Source organism: Sorangium sp. So ce887, assembly GCF_051521455.1.
In the GTDB taxonomy this organism is placed as follows: domain Bacteria; phylum Myxococcota_A; class Polyangia; order Polyangiales; family Polyangiaceae; genus Sorangium.
This window is the reverse complement of record NZ_CP150354.1, coordinates 4138748-4153466: the sequence shown is the minus strand read 5'-3', so window position 1 is coordinate 4153466 and position 14719 is coordinate 4138748. Positions and strand designations below refer to the sequence as shown.

Genomic DNA, 14719 nt, shown 5'->3' with positions numbered 1-14719 from the left:
CTCGATGAGCTCGTTTGACTCACCGCACAAAGGACAAACGGGGGAACGCCGCGGAGGCCTCGACGCAGACGTCGTCGACCACCGCTCTGTGGAGCCCGAATCCGAGACGCCGGCGGCCAAGATCAGCGTCACCCGGCTGAACGCTTATTTTCACAAGTTTCACGCCATCCACGACATCACGTTGGACATCCCGGACGGCCATGTCACCGCGGTCATCGGCCCGTCCGGATGCGGCAAGTCGACGTTCCTGCGCTGCCTCAACCGGATGCACGAGCAGGTGCCCGGGGCCACGGCGAAGGGCTCGGTCATGATCGACGGCGTGAACATCTATGATAAGGCAGTCGACCCGGTGCGACTGCGCCGCCGCGTCGGCATGGTATTCCAGAAGCCCAACCCGTTTCCCACCATGTCGATCCGCGAGAACGTCCTCGCCGGACACAAGCTGAACGGCATCTCCGTCAAGGACCCCACCGGTCTCGTCGAGAAGTGCCTGCGCCAGGTCGCGCTCTGGGACGAGGTGAAGGACAAGCTCGACCAGTCCGGGCTCTCGCTCTCCGGCGGCCAGCAGCAGCGGCTCTGCATCGCCCGCGTCCTCGCCGTCGAGCCCCAGGTGATCCTGCTCGACGAGCCGTGCTCTGCGCTCGATCCGATCGCGACCGCGCGCGTCGAGGAGCTCATCGATGAGCTGAAGCAGCGATATACTTGCGTGCTCGTCACGCACAACATGCAGCAGGCCGCGCGGTGCTCTGACTACACGGCTTTCTTCTACATGGGGGATTTGGTGGAGTTCGACAGAACCCAGACAATTTTCACCAACCCGAAGGAAAGCAAAACGGAAGATTACGTCACCGGTAAGTTCGGCTGAGGGGAGTGGGGAATTTCATGCCGACGTCGCACACGAGCAAGGTCTACGAGCACGAGCTGCGCACACTGCGCGAAAAGCTGCTGCTGATGGGCAGTTTGGTCGAGGAGATGATCCAGAAGGGCTCGACCGCGCTCGCGACGCGCGACACGGGCCTCGCCAAGGCGACGATCCGGCTCGATCGCCGGATCAACCGCCTGGAGTGCGAGGTCGACGAGCTTTGCATGAGGATCCTCGCGACGCGCCAGCCCGTCGCTTCGGACCTGCGCTTCGTCACGACCGCGCTCAAGATCGTCACCGATCTGGAGCGGATCGGCGACCTCGTGGTGAACATCTGCGAGCGGGTGCAGGAGCTCAACGAGGAGCCGCCGCTCGCGCCGGCGGCGGAGCTGCAAGGCCTCTCGGACGAGGCGATCGAGGTGGTGCACGAGGCGCTCGACGCGCTGGTCGCCCGCGACTGCGAGCGTGCGCAAGTGCTGCTCACGCGCGACGACGTGATCGACGAGCACTACGCCCGCATCTTCCAGGAGGTGCTCTTCATCATGAGCCGCGACCCGAGCACCGTGTTCAGGGCCACGCGCATCCAGTCGGTCGCGAAGTACCTGGAGCGCATTGCCGATCACGCCATGAACATCGCCGAGTCGGTCGTCTTCCTCGTCAAGGGGACGGACATCCGGCACAACCACCGCCTGAGAGAGAACGACCCGCTCACCTCGCCGCCGCCGCCGCCCGGGCTGCGCCTGCGCTAGGCGCCGCCGCCTGGAGGCGCCTGCGCCAGGCGCCGCCGACCGGGGCCCATGGCTTGCGCTAGACGCCGCCAGTGCCGTCCGGAGGCGCCGCCCCGCCGTGGCCGTGCGCGTGCCCGTGGTGCTCCTCGGGCCCGTGCTCGCCGCCGCAGCGGGCGTCCTCCCAGCCGACCCAGTACGGGCCGTCCGGGCCGTGCTCGCGCTTCCAGATCGGCAGGCGCGCCTTGATGCGGTCGATGAGCAGGCGGCACGCCCGGAACGCTTCGCCCCGATGCGGCGCGCTCGCGGCGCAGGCCACGGCGACGTCGCCGATGTGGAGCGCCCCCACCCGGTGCGTCGCGGCGACGCGCACACCGGGGATCTCCGCGGCGATCTCCGCCAGGACCCGCTCGAGCTCGGCCTCGGCCATCGTCCCGTAGGCCTCGTACTCCAGCAGCGTGACCGACCGGCCGTCGTTGACGTCCCGGACCGCGCCGAGGAACGTGGCGATGCCGCCCGCGCCAGGATGGGACACGGCGGCGATGAGCTCGTCGAGGCTCAGCGGCTCGGTGCGGATCCGGCTCACGGCGCGCTCCTCTGGAAATGACCGGAACGGCCCCCGCTCTTCTCGAGGAGCTTGATCTCCGAGATCACCATCTCGCGGTCGATCCCCTTGAGCATGTCGTAGATCGTCAGGCACGCGGCGCTCACCGCGACCATGGCCTCCATCTCGACCCCGGTGCGATCCATCGCCTCCGCGGCCGCGGTCACCCGGATCGCCGCGGAGGGCTCGTCCACGTCGAGCTCGACCGCGACGTGGGTGAGCGCGATCCCGTGACAGAGCGGGATGAGCTCCGGCGTGCGCTTCGCCGCCATGATCCCGGCGATCCGCGCCGCGGCCAGGACGTCGCCCTTCGGCGCGTCGGCGCGCGCGACACGGGCGATCGTCTCGGGGCGCATCAGGACGGCGCCCGACGCGACCGCGCGGCGGTGCGTGACGGGCTTGCCTTCGACAGGCACCATGCGGGCCTCGCCGCTCGGGGACAGGTGGGTCGAGAGCGCTCCGCCCTCGCCGGGTCGATCAGGGGTCTGCGACATCGCTCCGGAATCTGACACGGCAGCCGCCAGGACCGAAAGCCGATCCGTGATCCAGCGCCGCGCAGGTCAGCCGCCGATCGCGCGGATCGACACAGCGGAGGCCGTTTCTTCGGTGCAGCCCTTCCAGATCTTGCCGTCCGGCTTGAGGCGCCACGCCTCGTCCAGGCGCTGGCGGATCGCCGCCGGATCGCCGGCCATCGCCTCGCGCGAGGCGTCGACGCCGTCGTCCGTGGCGAGGCACGGCCGGAGCTCGCCCGTCGAGGAGACGCGCAGGCGATCGCAGCTCTCGCAGAACGTGTCGCTCGTGCCGGTGATGAACCCCACGCGGAGCGACGGGTCGCGACGCGCACGGACGTACCTCGCCGGCCCGAGCCCGGGCTCGGTGACCGCGTCCTCCTGGAGGAGGTGCTCGGCGAGGCGCGCCCTCATCTCGGGCGCGGTGACGAGGTGCTCGCCGACGAGCTTCGCGCCCTCGGCGATCGGCATCACCTCGAGGAAGCGCGGGACCATCCGCCGCTCCCAGGCCCACAGCGCGAGCCGCTCGATCTCGTCGTCGTTCACGCCGCGGAGGACCACCGTGTTCAGCTTGATCGACGAGAAGCCCGCCGCGATCGCGGCGTCGATGCCCTCCAGCACGCGGGAGAGCTCGCCGCCGCGGGTCATCTCGCGGAAACGCCGGGGATCGAGGGAGTCGATCGAGACGTTCAGGCGATGCAGCCCGGCGTCGCGCAGCGGCGAGGCGAGCCGCGAGAGCTGCGAGGCGTTCGTCGTGAGCGCGAGATCCTCGAAGCCGAGCGAGGCGAGGCACGCGACGATCGAGACGATCTCGGGGTGGAGCAGCGGCTCGCCGCCGGTCAGGCGGACCCGCCGGATGCCGGCGTCGCGCAGGGCCTCGAACATGGTGCGCCAGGCGGACGTCATCAGCCGGCCGTCGGCGTAGCCGTCGTGGCGCGACGGGCGGCAGTAGGTACACGCGAAGTCGCACCGGTCCGTGACCGAGATGCGCGCGCTCCGCGGCGCAGGCCCCGCATGCGCAGAGGGCGCCCCGCCGGCGCCCTCTCGGTACGGGATCACGGCGGCGCGGCGGCCGGGCTCCCCGCCGCCGACGAGCGGCAGCGAGCGCCGCTTCGGGGCGGAGGCTTCGGCCGCCGTGCGCGCAGAATCGAGGCCGGTAGAAGGAGGCATGACGTGTCCCTAGCGGGTCCCCTAGCCGCCTGCCACAGGTGGGATGAGCGCCACCTCGTCGCCGAAACCTACAGGATCGCTCGACGTCGCATAGACGCCGTTCACCGCCACCCGGATAGAGCCCTTGTAGGGGGTCAGCCCCGGATAGCGCGCGCAGACGTGATCCAGGAGCTCCGCCGCAGTGCAGGGGCCAGGCAGCGGCAACGCCACTTCTCCGGCGCCGAGGACGTCCCTCGCGCCTGCGAAAGCGAGCACGCGAACCGCTGCATCCATGGTCGCAAGCTAGCATCGCTCCGCTGCCGCGACACGACGAACTGGGGCCGAGCGACCTGGGAGCGCCCGGGCGAGATCGAGTCTACCGGGCCCGGCCGGCACGGCTATCATCGGACCGCTCACCGCCATGTCCGAAGAAGGCTTTTTACCGGGCACGATCCTGGCCGGTCGCTACCAGGTCCGCCGCGAGCTAGGGCGCGGCGGCATGGGGGTCGTCTATCTCTGCCGCGATCTCGTGATCGACGAGCGCGTCGCCGTGAAACTGCTCGACCGGCCAGGCGCGGCCGCGCGCCCCGAAGACGCCTGGTGGTTCCAGGAGGAAGCCCGGGCGCTCGCCGGCCTCTCGCACCCGGCGCTCGTGAAGGCCCGCGACTTCGGCGCGCTCAGCAACGGGACGCCGTACCTCGTGATGGACGCCGTCCCGGGGAGGTCGCTCCACGAGTGGCTCTACCTCGCCCGGCTCGAGGACCCGCTGCCCTGGCCGATCATCTGGAGCGTCATCGACCAGGTCCTCGGCGCGCTCGCGCACGCGCACGCGCGCGGGGTGATCCACGGGGACCTGAAGCCGTCCAACGTCCTCGTCGACCTCCAGCACGGCGGCGAGCCGCCGCTCGTGCACGTGCTCGACCTCGGGCTCGCGTGGCTCATCCAGGACCGGGTCGATCACCGGCTCGACGGCTCCAGGGAGAGCGAGCCCACCGTGCGCTGGGGCGCGGGCACCCCGGGCTGGATGGCGCCGGAGCAGATCCGCTTCGCGGCGCCGCACGTGGGGTCCGCGACGGACCTCTACGCGCTCGGCTGCATCCTCTACGCCCTGCTCGCCGGCGGCGAGGTCTACGACGGCACGAACGACGAGCTCCTCCAGCAGCACCGGAGCGCGCCGGTCCCGGACCTGCCGCTGCCCCCGGAGGTGCCTGGCGACGTCGCGAAGTTCGTGAAGCGGCTGCTCGCGAAGCGGCCCTGGCACCGCTTCGACTTCGCGGGCGACGCGCGGCGGGTCTGGAAGCGGTTCGAGCCGCGCAGCGACGTGAACGTGACCGCCACGCCGCTGCCGCTCGCCCTGCTGACGAGCGGCCGGCTGCCCCCGAGCCGCAAGGAGCTGCTCACCCCCGAGCTGCTCGAGCCTCCAGACGACGATCCGCCGCCGTCCGTGACGACCACCGGCCTGCTCGCGCTCCGGCCGAGCCCGTTCGTGGCCCGGACCGGCGAGCGGGCGCGCCTCATGGAGGTCGTGGCCGAGATGGTCGACGCGCCGAAGGCGATGCACCGGTTCGTCCTGCTCGCGGGCGAGGCGGGCGTCGGCAAGAGCCGGCTGGCCGAGTGGCTCTGCGAGGAGGTCCACGAGCGGGCGTTCATGGTGCCGCTCCGCGCGCGCTACCGGCGGATCGCGGCGCCGCTCGACGGCGTCCTCGGCGCGGTGACCCAGCACTACCGGCTGGAGCGGGCCGAGCGCGAGATCGTCGAGAAGGTGCTGATGAACCTCTGGGAGGTCCCGCCCGAGGACGAGGTCGGCAAGACGTGGGTCGCGGCGACCGCCGAGTGGATCAAGCCGTCGCCCCCGGGGAGCGAGGCGGTCGGTCCGACGGGGAAGCGCTTCCGACTGGACCGGCCGGAGCTGCGCTGGCTGATCATCCGCAAGACCCTGGAGCGGATCGGCCGCGACCGGCCGGTGCTCCTCTGGCTCGACGACCTGCACTACGCGTCCTCGACGACGTTCGAGGGGCTCCTCACGCTCCACCGCGACGCGCCGAACCTCGGCCTGCTGGTCGTCGCGACCGTCCGGAGCGAGGCGGTCGAGAGCGATCCGGTCGCGGCGAAGCGGGTGGAGGGGGCGCTCGCGGCCTACGGCGGGGAGCGGCTCGACGTCGCCCCGCTGAACCCCACGCAGACGCACGCGCTGCTCCGGGAGACGCTGCCGCTCGACGACGCCGCGGCCGAGGCGGCGACGGCCCGCTGCAAGGGGAACCCGCTCTTCGCGCTGCAGCTCCTGCACGCGTGGGCGGGCGGCGGCCATCTGCAGCTCCGCGCGGGCAAGTACTTCGTGCCGAAGGCGTCGATGGCCGTGCAGGCGGCGACCACCGCCGACCTCTGGGAGGAGCGGCTCGCGGCCCTGCCCGAGGAGCTCCGGGCCGGCGCGCGCGCCGCCGCCGCGCTCGGCGGCGACATCCGGCGCGAGATCCTGCGCGCGCTGCTCACCCCGCTCGATATCCCCGCGGACCGCGCGATCGCGGCCATGCAGCGCGCCCAGATCCTCCTCGCCGTGGGCGATCGCCTCCGCTGGCCGCACGCGCTGCTCCAGGAGCACCTCCTCTCGCAGCTGTTCCTCGAGCCGGACGCGGCCCGCGTCTTCCGCGCCGCCGCCGACGCGCTCGGCGCGCACCCGGCCGCGTCGAGCCGCCGCATCCTCCGGCACCGGGTGGTCAGCCTGCTGCGCGCCGGCGACACCGACGAGGCGGCGGCGCTCATGCACGCGCACGTGGCGGCGCACTGGCAGAGCTCGCGCGACATCGCCGCGACGCTGCGCGATCTCGCCGTGCTCGACGGCAAGCTGCCCGGAGGCAGCGACTCGCGCCCGGGCCTCCGGGGCGGCGTGGAGACGCGGCCCGTGCTGACGGGGACGCGGCTCGGGACGCAGCTGCGCTTCCGGGCCGAGGCGCTTCGGCTGGCGGGGCGGCTCGACGAGGCGCGGCGCGACGCGGAGGACGCGCGGCGCATCTTCGAGCACGCCGGCGATCGGGAGAACCAGGCGCACTGCCTGCGCCTGCTCGGGCACATCGCGTCGGACGTCGGCGCGGAGGCGCAGGGCCGGCGGCTCGTGGCGCGCGCGCACACGATCTTCGACGAGATCGGCCACCGCCACGGGCAGGCGCAGTGCGAGGTGCTGCTCGGGGAGATCGACTACCAGCTCGGCGAGCACGCGCGGGCGCGGGCGGTGCTCGCGTCGGGGGAGGCGCGGTTCCTGGAGGTCGGCGATCGACTCGGCCGGGCGCAGTGCCTGCTGCTCCAGAGCATGGTCGAGCAGGCCGGGGCGCTCTCGGAGGCGGCGCGATCGCTGCTCACGACGGCGCGCGCCAACTTCGACGCGATCGGCTACCGGCTCGGGCTCGCGCAGTGCGACCTGACGCTCTCGCACGTGGATCACCGCCTCGGCCGCTTCGAGGCGTCGCGCGCGGGCGCGCTCGCGGCGCGGCAGAGCTTCCGCGATCTCGCGAACCCGCGCGGCGAGGCGGGGTGCGAGCGGCTCCTCTCGATGGCCGCGCTCGACGCGGGCGCGCCGGAGCTCGCCGAGGAGCACGCGCTCTCGGCCGGCAGGATCTACGAGACGCTGGCGGACCCGTGGGGGCTCGTCGAGGCGCGGCTGCTCTTCGCGCAGATCGCGCTCCACCGCGGGGACGCGGAGCAGGCGCGCGAGCACCTCATCGCGTGCGAGGCGGTGGCGCTCGCGGAGGCGGAGCCGCGGCAGCACCGGCACCTGACGCTCGCGTGGCTCGCGTACCACGAGGGGCGGTTCCACGAGGCGGCGCGGGAGCTCGACGCGGCGCGAGCGTCGTTCAAGGACAGCCGGACCGGGGACCACACGCCGCAGCTCCTGGAGCGGTTCGCGCGGATGGGGTGGCCCAAGCCGGCGGGGACGCGGATCAGCGGGTGGATGCGGACGCTGGCGCTCGCCTGAGGCGGGCGGTGGGGCCTAGTCGCGAGGGCTGGCGTGGGGGGGATCTGCCCGCCGCGCTGCTCTAAAGCGGTAGCCAGAAGTCGGGGCCGAAGAGACGGCGCGCGGCCTCGATGGTGCGAAGGGCGCGGGGGAGGTCGAGCTTGGCCTGGTGCTCGGCCAGCTGCACGACGTAAGGGATCCAGAGCGGCCGGCAAACGACGAGCGCCGCGAGGTGGAACTCCGCTTCCTCGGTCTGACCGAGGTCCACCGCGACCCGCGCAAGGAGGCTGTGCACCGCGACCGGCGATCCGAGCGGCGCGATCGCCGTCGCACAGCGACGCACGTTCTCCGCGGCCGCCTCGCTGGGATGCCGCCGGAACTCCTGGAACGCCGCCTCGAGCTCGTGCTCGTCGCTGACCTGCTCCGGCAAGTGCTCCGCGACGAGCGTCTTCCAGTGATCGACGAACGGCAGCTCCGCGAGCGCGCTCGACCTGTCGGCATGAGCGAGGAGCATATCGGCCTCCTTCCAGTCGCCAGCCTCGCGGGCGAACTCGAGACCGGAGACGACCCGGGCCTCCTCATGAAGCCCCGGCTCCTTCGTCAAGAGCCAGCGCTGCCAGTAAAGCGCACCCCGGAAGGCAACGCGCGCGAGCGGATCCTTGCCCTCGGCGCGCATCTGCAGCGCCACATCCATGAGCGCGCTCTTGTGCCGTTGCACGTCCCCGACCTCGAGGCTCGCCGGCCAGGCGCAGAGCCCGCACGCCTCGGAGATCATCGCGCCCCCCTCGCGCCGCGCGAGCACGGCCCGCCAGCAAGTCGTGCAGCAGGAAACCTCCCCGACACAGCGCAACGCTACCACGACGCGAGAGACACGCGAGAGGTCGTCGCCGGCAAGTGGCAGGCAGGCAACAGCTCGATGAACGGCGGCACGGACAGCCCGCGCCGAAACGAACGACCCGCGCCGAACCGAACCGAACGGCTCGCGCTCGGCCGGGCGGCCTGTGCCGAGCCGACGGATGAACGGGGCGACGCTCGGAGGCAGCAACGGCCACGAGGACGCGCGCGACGGCGACGGCGACGCACAGAGCGGGCTCATGGTTCTCGATCTCCACCGAGGCTTCCTGCACAATGAGCCGTTGGCGGCAGCGACAGAGGGGGATGCAGGCGGCCGCGCGAGGTGCGGATTGGCGATCGAGCTCGAGAGGACAACGCGGCAGCAGGACGCTCCCTGCGCCAGGCGGCGCCAGCGATGAGCCACCGTGATCTCTACCGCGCCGCGTTCGAGGCGGCCGAGGACCCGCTCCTCCTCCTCGAGAACGGCCGCGTGATCGACGCCAACCCGAGCGCGGTGCGGCTGCTCGCCGGGTCCACGGAGGGCCTGCTCGGGCGCGAGCTCACGGGCCTCTCGCCGCTCCTGCAGCCCGATGGACACGCCTCGGCGGAAGGCCTGAAGCAGCGGATCGACGCGGCGAGCCGCGGCGAGCCGCAGCGGTTTCGATGGCTCTACAGGCGGCCGGGCGGCGGGTTCATCCAGGCCGACACGCAGCTCGCCCGGCTCGCCCTCACCGAGGGCTCGGGGACGATCCTGCGCGCGGTGGTGCGCGAGGAGGACAAGGAGCAACGGCGCCTCTACGCGCTCGCCGTCGATATGCTCGGCATCGCGACGCTCGACGGACGCTTCAGGGAGCTCAGCCCCTCGTGGGAACGCACGCTCGGGTTCAGCCGCCAGGAGCTGATGGACCGGCCGTACGTCGAGTTCATCCACCCCGAAGACAGGGCGCGCACCCTCTCGGAGACCGATACGTTCTCGACCGGCGCGCAGACGCTCACCTACGAGAACCGCTTCCTCTGCAAGGACGGCTCGTACCGGTGGCTCGAGTGGAACGCGATGCTCGCGCTCGACGAGGGGCTCGTCTACTTCGTCGCCCGCGACGTGACGCGGCGCAAGAGCGCCGAGCTCGCGCTCCGCGAGTCCGAAGAGAAGCTGCGGGCGCTCTACGAGGGCATCCCGCACTTCCTGACCGTCGCCGACAAGGACGCGCGGATCGTCTCCGTGAACCGGACTGCTCCGGGGATAGATCAGGAGAGCCTCGTCGGCCGGAGCCTCTACGATTTCACGTCGCCGGAGTACCACGGGACCGTGAAGGAGGCGCTGGAGACCGTGCTCCGGACGGGCGACCGGGCGCACTACGAGGTGGTCGGCGTGGGGGTGAACGGCGGGCGAGCGTGGTACGCGAACCACGTCAGCCCGATCCGGGGCGCCGACGAGGTCACGAACGTGCTCATCGTGGCGGAGAACATCACCGAGCGCCGGCGCGCCGAGGAGCTGCGCCGGGAGAGCGAAGCGCGGTTCCACGCGGCCGTCGAGGCCAGCATGGACGCGTTCCTCACGATGAGGTGCCGGCGCGACGAGAGCGAGGAGATCGCCGACTTCGTGATCACGGGCCTCAACGCGCGCGCCGCGGCGATGCTGTCGATGCAGCGCGAGCAGCTCCTCGGCCAGCGCCTCTCGCAGCTCGAGCACTCGGTCGAGGCCGGCGTCCTGCTCGAGAAGTGCCTTCGCGTCATCCGGAAAGGAACGCCGCTCGCGGAGGAGATCCTCCTGCCCGCGCCGCCCGCCGAGCCGTCGCGCCCGGGCGTCTGGGTGCACCACCAGGTCGTGCCGATCCAGGACGGCGTGGCCGTGACGATGCGGGACACCACCGACCGCAAGCGGCTCGAAGACCAGCTGCGCCAGTCGATCGAGCGCCTCGAGGCGTACGCCGAGGAGCTGGAGGGCAAGAACCGGATGCTCGCCGAGGAGAACGCCGAACGCGAGCGGACCGCGAGCGTCCTGCGCCAGCAGCAGGAGGCGATCCGCGCGCTGTCGACGCCCATCATCCAGGCGTGGGAGGGCGTCCTCGTGCTGCCGATCATCGGCGCGCTCGACAGCGGCCGGGCCACGCAGATCATGGAGAAGCTGCTCGGGGAAGTCGTCCGCACGCAGGCCCACTTCGCCGTGCTCGACCTGACCGGCGTGGAGGACGTGGACGCGCCGACCGTCGACCACCTGTTCCAGGTGGCCCGGGCCGCGAGCCTGCTCGGCAGCCGCTGCCTCATCTCGGGCATCTCCCCCAGGGTCGCGCAGGCGATCGTGGAGCTCGGCAGCGACGCGCGGACCTTCGAGACCTTCGGCGAGCTGGAGGACGCCCTGCGCCACGCGCTGCGCGTGTCGGGCACGCGCCTGCCGAAGGTGCAGCGCAAGGCGCGGTAGCTCCCTCGGGGCTCCGCCCCGAACCCGCGCCGCGCGCGTCTACGCTTCGTCGGCCGCGAGCTCGTCGTAAAGCTCACGGGCCCGCGCCGCGTGGCGCGCCGCCTCGGCGCCCTCGCCGATCGCCGCGGCGTACGCCACGGCGCGGTCGTACGCCGCCGCGGCTGCCCGCAGATCGCCGCCCCGATCGTAGTGGTGCGCGAGGAGGGCCGCGCCATCGTCGCGCGCCGCCGCGTCCGGGGCGCGGTGCTCGAGCCAGTCCGCGACGAGCAGGTGGATCCGCCGCCGGATCTTGAGGCTCAGCATCTCGTAGGCGACCTCGCACGTGGCGTGCTCCGCGAACACGTACTCGCGCTCGCCGGGGAACGACGCGGGGGTGCGGAGCCGGATCAGCTGGCGATCGCACAGGCGCGCGAGCAGCTCGGCGGTGGACGCGCCGGCGCCGTGCCGCACCGAGAACGGCGGGTCGAGATCCTGGAGCTCGGCGAGGATGCGCTCGCTCGACATCGGCGAGCGCGCCTGCGGAGCGTCGTTCCGGAGGCGCTCCACCGCGCCCTCCCAGAAGGTCCTGCCGACGACGGCCGCCTGGGCGAGGAGCCCGCGCGCGTCGGCGTCGAGGCGATCGAGGCGCGCCTGGACGACGCCGTGCACCGACGGCGGCAGGCTCAGCGTGCCGATCGCGTCCTCGCGCACGCGCCACGCGCCGTCCTGCGCCTCGATCGCGCCGGCGTCCACGAGGAGCTGGAGCATCTCCTCGACGGTGCGCGGGTTGCCCTCGGCGCGCTCGGCGAGCGCGCGCACGAGCTCCGGGTCGAGCTCGGAGACGCCGCGGAGCCGATCCCGGATCATCTCCTCCGCGTGCCGCCGCGCGAGCGGGAGCGCGTCGACGCGGACGTAGGCCTCCTTCGCGATGCCCCAGTCCGGGCGGCGCTCGTAGAGCTCGGGGCTCGCGGCGCACACCGCGCAGAGCGGCAGCCCCTCGGCGTGCGCCACGAGCTCCTCGATGAGGTCGAGCGTGGCGTCGTCGGCCCACTGGAGGTCGTCGCACACGATCACCATCGGCGTCCGCTCGAGCGCGAAGGTGACGAGCTGCGCGAGCGCGGCGGCGATCCGGCGCTTCGCCAGCACGCTGCCGCGCGCCGCGGCCTCGAGGAGCCCGGCAGGCGCAGGCCGCGCGCCCAGGATGGCCGCCAGCCGGGCGAGGATGTCCTCGAGGTCGCTCGATCCGCTCGACCTCGCCAGCGACGGGGAAGGGTCGAGCTCGTCGTCGTCCTCGTACCGCACCGCGCCGGCTGCCCTGCGCCCGCTCACGGTCGAGCTGACCGGCCCTCGCAGGGGGATGGTCGACGCGCGGGTCACGATGGGCGACGCGCCCCCGAGCGCGGCGCGGGTCCCCGCGCCGGCGGCCTCCCGCTCGGCGCGGGCGCGGGCGCGCGCGGTGCGCAGGCGGAGCCAGCGCAGGCCCCGGCGCAGCTTGCGCAGGATGACCTGGGCCGGGTCGGCCTCGTGGATCCCGAACCAGCGGCGGAGCAGCGCGCCGGCCAGCCCGTAGCTCGTCTCCCGCGCGAGCGCCGAGCACTGCGCCGAGAGGACGAACAGCCCCTCGGACGGGGAGGACGCGGCGCCGCGCTCGGACGAGGGCGCGCCGAACGCCGGCCCGTCGCCGAGGCCCGCGATGAGCTCGGCGAGCATCCGTGTCCGGCCCACGCCGGGCGCGCCGACCAGCGTGACGAGGCGCGGCCGCCGCTCGTGGAAGGCGGTCTCGACGAGATCGCGCAGGCGCTGCATCTCCGCGCCGCGCCCGACGAGCCGCGTCGCGAGCCCGTGGAACTCGGTCGGCGCGAACGCGCGGTGGAGCGGGGCCTCGCCGAGCACGCGGTAGATCGGCAGCGCCGCGCCGCGAGCGGCGGGCTCCGGCGACGCCGGCGCCGCCCGGACCGCGCCGGAGTCCGCGCTCGCCTCGATCGGCTCGACCCGGAAGCGCCCGAGGACGAGGCGGTGGGTGTCGCGGCCGATCACGATCGCGCCGCGCGGCGCGATCTGTTGCAGGCGCGCGGCGACGTCCACCGCGTCGCCGAGGACCGCGAGATCCTGGCGCGCCGAGCTCGCGGCGCCGACGAACACCCGCCCCGTCGAGATCCCGATCCGCACCGAGAGGCGGAACGAGCGCGCCGCGCGCGGCAGCGCGAGGCGCGGGATCGCGGCCTGCGCGCCGAGCGCCGCGACGATCGCCCGCTCCGCGTCGCAGTCGGTCGAGCGGGGGACGCCGAAGACGGCCATGACGCGCCCGCCGATGGGCCGCTCGACGATCCCGTGCATCTGCTCGACGTGCTCCGCGAGCGCCTCGTAGCAGCGATCGACGACGTCCTTGACGTCCTCGGGATCGAGCCGCGACGAGAGCGCGTTCGCCTCGGAGAGATCGGCGAACAGGACGGTGCAGACCCGGTGCTCTCCGCTATCGAACGGGACGCCGGCCCGGCCCCTCGGCGCGCTCCGATCGGGGCTGACGCTCCCCCGGCCCCCGCTGCTCTCCGGCGGCCGCCGCTGCGGCCGCGACGCCGGCGGCCGCGACGCCGGCGGGACCGAGAGCGCGGGCGGCGGAGGCAGCGGCGGCAGGTGGATGGCGGCGAAGTCGAGCAGCCCGTCGGGGTCGTCGTCGTCGCGGCCGCCGGCATCCTGGCCGAACGCGGGCGCGCGCAGGGTGTCGCGCGCCACAACGACGACGCTGGAGCGCTGGGCGGTCTCCAGGGCGGACCACATCTCGCCGAGGTTGTGGAACCGCTGCGCGGGGTTGATCGCGAGCGCGCGGCCGAGGACCGCATCGACGTCGGCGCTCGCGTTCACCCCGCGGGAGCGGAAGCTCGGCCGGATCGACTCGTCGCTCGACGCGACGAAGAGCTGGATCACGTCGCTGCCGGAGAGGGCGGGCTGACCGCTGGCGACCTCGACGAGGATGAGGGCCATCGCATAGACGTCGGTCCATGGCCCCGTGGCGCCGAACCGCGGGCTGAACTGCTCCGGCGCGCCGTACTGCGGCGTGAAGGCGCGGAACGTTCGTCCCGTCTGGACGAGCGCCTCGGCGAACGTCGGCGTCTCGGAGAAGACCTTGGCGAGGCCGAAGTCGAGCACCTTCATGCGGTCGCCGAGCAGGAACAGGTTGGCCGGCTTCACGTCCCGGTGGGACACGTTCTCGTCGTGGGCGACGGCGAGCGCGGAGGCGACCGGCGCGAGGAGCTTGATCGCCTCGGCGAGGCTCCTCGGCGGCAGGTTCTCGGCGCGGCGGCGCCTGAGGTCCTGCTCGAGCGTCTCGCCCTCCAGCCACTCCATGACGATGTACGGCGTCCAGGGCCCCTTCGGCGCGGCCGCGGCGCCGATGTCGAGCGCCTGGACGATGCCCATCGTCCGGCGCGAGAGCTGGTGGAGCAGGCGCGCCTCCTCGCGGAACTTGGCGAGGAAGGCGTCCTGCTGCTCAGGGCTCAGGCCCGTCGGGATCTTGAGGCATTTGACGGCGACCGGCGCGTCGAAGCCGAGATGCCGGGCCCGGTAGACGACGCCGAACGCGCCCTCGCCCGCCAGCGCCTCGACAGCGAACTGACCGTCGATGATCGACCCCACCCAGCCGAACGGGTCGCTGGCCTGCATCGTTACCTAGGCTACCTGCTGCGACGAACCAC

General features: G+C 73.0%; 10 protein-coding genes. 4 read left to right on the top strand and 6 right to left on the bottom strand.

The window, feature by feature from the left end; all coding sequences use genetic code 11:
* Positions 1–4: 4 nt before the first annotated feature.
* Both pstB and phoU read left to right on the top strand, forming a co-directional pair.
* On the top strand, positions 5–865 hold the full coding sequence (gene pstB, locus WMF36_RS15430) for a phosphate ABC transporter ATP-binding protein PstB (RefSeq protein WP_437580371.1): 861 nt from the start codon (positions 5–7) through the stop codon (positions 863–865).
* A gap of 17 nt (positions 866–882) precedes the next feature.
* Positions 883–1611, top strand: coding sequence for a phosphate signaling complex protein PhoU (gene phoU / locus WMF36_RS15425; protein ID WP_437580370.1), 729 nt, complete (start codon positions 883–885; stop codon positions 1609–1611).
* 58 nt (positions 1612–1669) lie between these two features.
* On the opposite strand, the gene WMF36_RS15420 is transcribed toward phoU, so the two are convergent.
* The 4 genes from WMF36_RS15420 to WMF36_RS15405 all read right to left on the bottom strand — a co-directional run bounded on the left by WMF36_RS15420 (position 1670) and on the right by WMF36_RS15405 (position 4143).
* Complete coding sequence (locus tag WMF36_RS15420; protein WP_437580369.1) at positions 1670–2173, bottom strand: molybdenum cofactor biosynthesis protein MoaE; 504 nt, start codon at positions 2171–2173, stop codon at positions 1670–1672.
* Positions 2170–2685, bottom strand: a complete 516-nt coding sequence (gene moaC / locus WMF36_RS15415; RefSeq protein WP_437580368.1) for a cyclic pyranopterin monophosphate synthase MoaC — start codon at positions 2683–2685, stop codon at positions 2170–2172. Before moaC ends, WMF36_RS15420 begins: the two co-directional genes overlap by 4 nt.
* A 66-nt stretch (positions 2686–2751) precedes the next feature.
* Positions 2752–3870, bottom strand: a complete 1119-nt coding sequence (gene moaA / locus WMF36_RS15410; protein WP_437580367.1) for a GTP 3',8-cyclase MoaA — start codon at positions 3868–3870, stop codon at positions 2752–2754.
* Positions 3871–3891: 21 nt separating this feature from the next.
* Entirely contained in the window at positions 3892–4143 is a 252-nt protein-coding gene (locus WMF36_RS15405; RefSeq protein WP_437580366.1) for a MoaD/ThiS family protein, read from the bottom strand.
* 127 nt (positions 4144–4270) lie between these two features.
* Here WMF36_RS15405 and WMF36_RS15400 point away from each other — a divergent pair, with 127 nt between their 5' ends.
* A complete protein-coding gene (locus WMF36_RS15400) occupies positions 4271–7816 on the top strand; it encodes a protein kinase domain-containing protein (RefSeq protein ID WP_437580365.1) in 3546 nt (1181 codons plus the stop codon).
* Between the two features lie 61 nt (positions 7817–7877).
* Here WMF36_RS15400 and WMF36_RS15395 read toward each other — a convergent pair whose 3' ends face one another.
* Positions 7878–8570 carry a hypothetical protein gene (locus WMF36_RS15395; protein WP_437580364.1) on the bottom strand — a complete coding sequence of 231 codons (693 nt, stop codon included), beginning with the start codon at positions 8568–8570 and terminating at the stop codon, positions 7878–7880.
* A 474-nt stretch (positions 8571–9044) separates the two neighbouring features.
* On the opposite strand from WMF36_RS15395, the gene WMF36_RS15390 reads away from it, so the two are divergent.
* The gene (locus WMF36_RS15390) at positions 9045–11048 is read left to right on the top strand and encodes a PAS domain S-box protein (RefSeq protein WP_437580363.1); all 2004 of its coding nucleotides are present in this window, start codon (positions 9045–9047) and stop codon (positions 11046–11048) included.
* A gap of 39 nt (positions 11049–11087) precedes the next feature.
* On the opposite strand, the gene WMF36_RS15385 is transcribed toward WMF36_RS15390, so the two are convergent.
* The gene (locus tag WMF36_RS15385) at positions 11088–14687 is read right to left on the bottom strand and encodes a protein kinase domain-containing protein (protein ID WP_437580362.1); all 3600 of its coding nucleotides are present in this window, start codon (positions 14685–14687) and stop codon (positions 11088–11090) included.
* Positions 14688–14719 lie beyond the last annotated feature (32 nt).

Excerpts from the sequence above, each read along its gene's own strand:
- pstB (WP_437580371.1), top strand. The coding sequence starts at position 5 with ATGAGCTCGTTTGACTCACCGCACAAAGGACAAACGGGGGAACGCCGC.
- WMF36_RS15395 (WP_437580364.1), bottom strand. The coding sequence starts at position 8,570 with ATGATCTCCGAGGCGTGCGGGCTCTGCGCCTGGCCGGCGAGCCTCGAG.
- WMF36_RS15390 (WP_437580363.1), top strand. The coding sequence starts at position 9,045 with ATGAGCCACCGTGATCTCTACCGCGCCGCGTTCGAGGCGGCCGAGGAC.
- WMF36_RS15400 (WP_437580365.1), top strand. The coding sequence starts at position 4,271 with ATGTCCGAAGAAGGCTTTTTACCGGGCACGATCCTGGCCGGTCGCTAC.
- moaA (WP_437580367.1), bottom strand. The coding sequence starts at position 3,870 with ATGCCTCCTTCTACCGGCCTCGATTCTGCGCGCACGGCGGCCGAAGCC.
- phoU (WP_437580370.1), top strand. The coding sequence starts at position 883 with ATGCCGACGTCGCACACGAGCAAGGTCTACGAGCACGAGCTGCGCACA.
- WMF36_RS15385 (WP_437580362.1), bottom strand. The coding sequence starts at position 14,687 with ATGCAGGCCAGCGACCCGTTCGGCTGGGTGGGGTCGATCATCGACGGT.
- moaC (WP_437580368.1), bottom strand. The coding sequence starts at position 2,685 with ATGTCGCAGACCCCTGATCGACCCGGCGAGGGCGGAGCGCTCTCGACC.
- WMF36_RS15405 (WP_437580366.1), bottom strand. The coding sequence starts at position 4,143 with ATGGATGCAGCGGTTCGCGTGCTCGCTTTCGCAGGCGCGAGGGACGTC.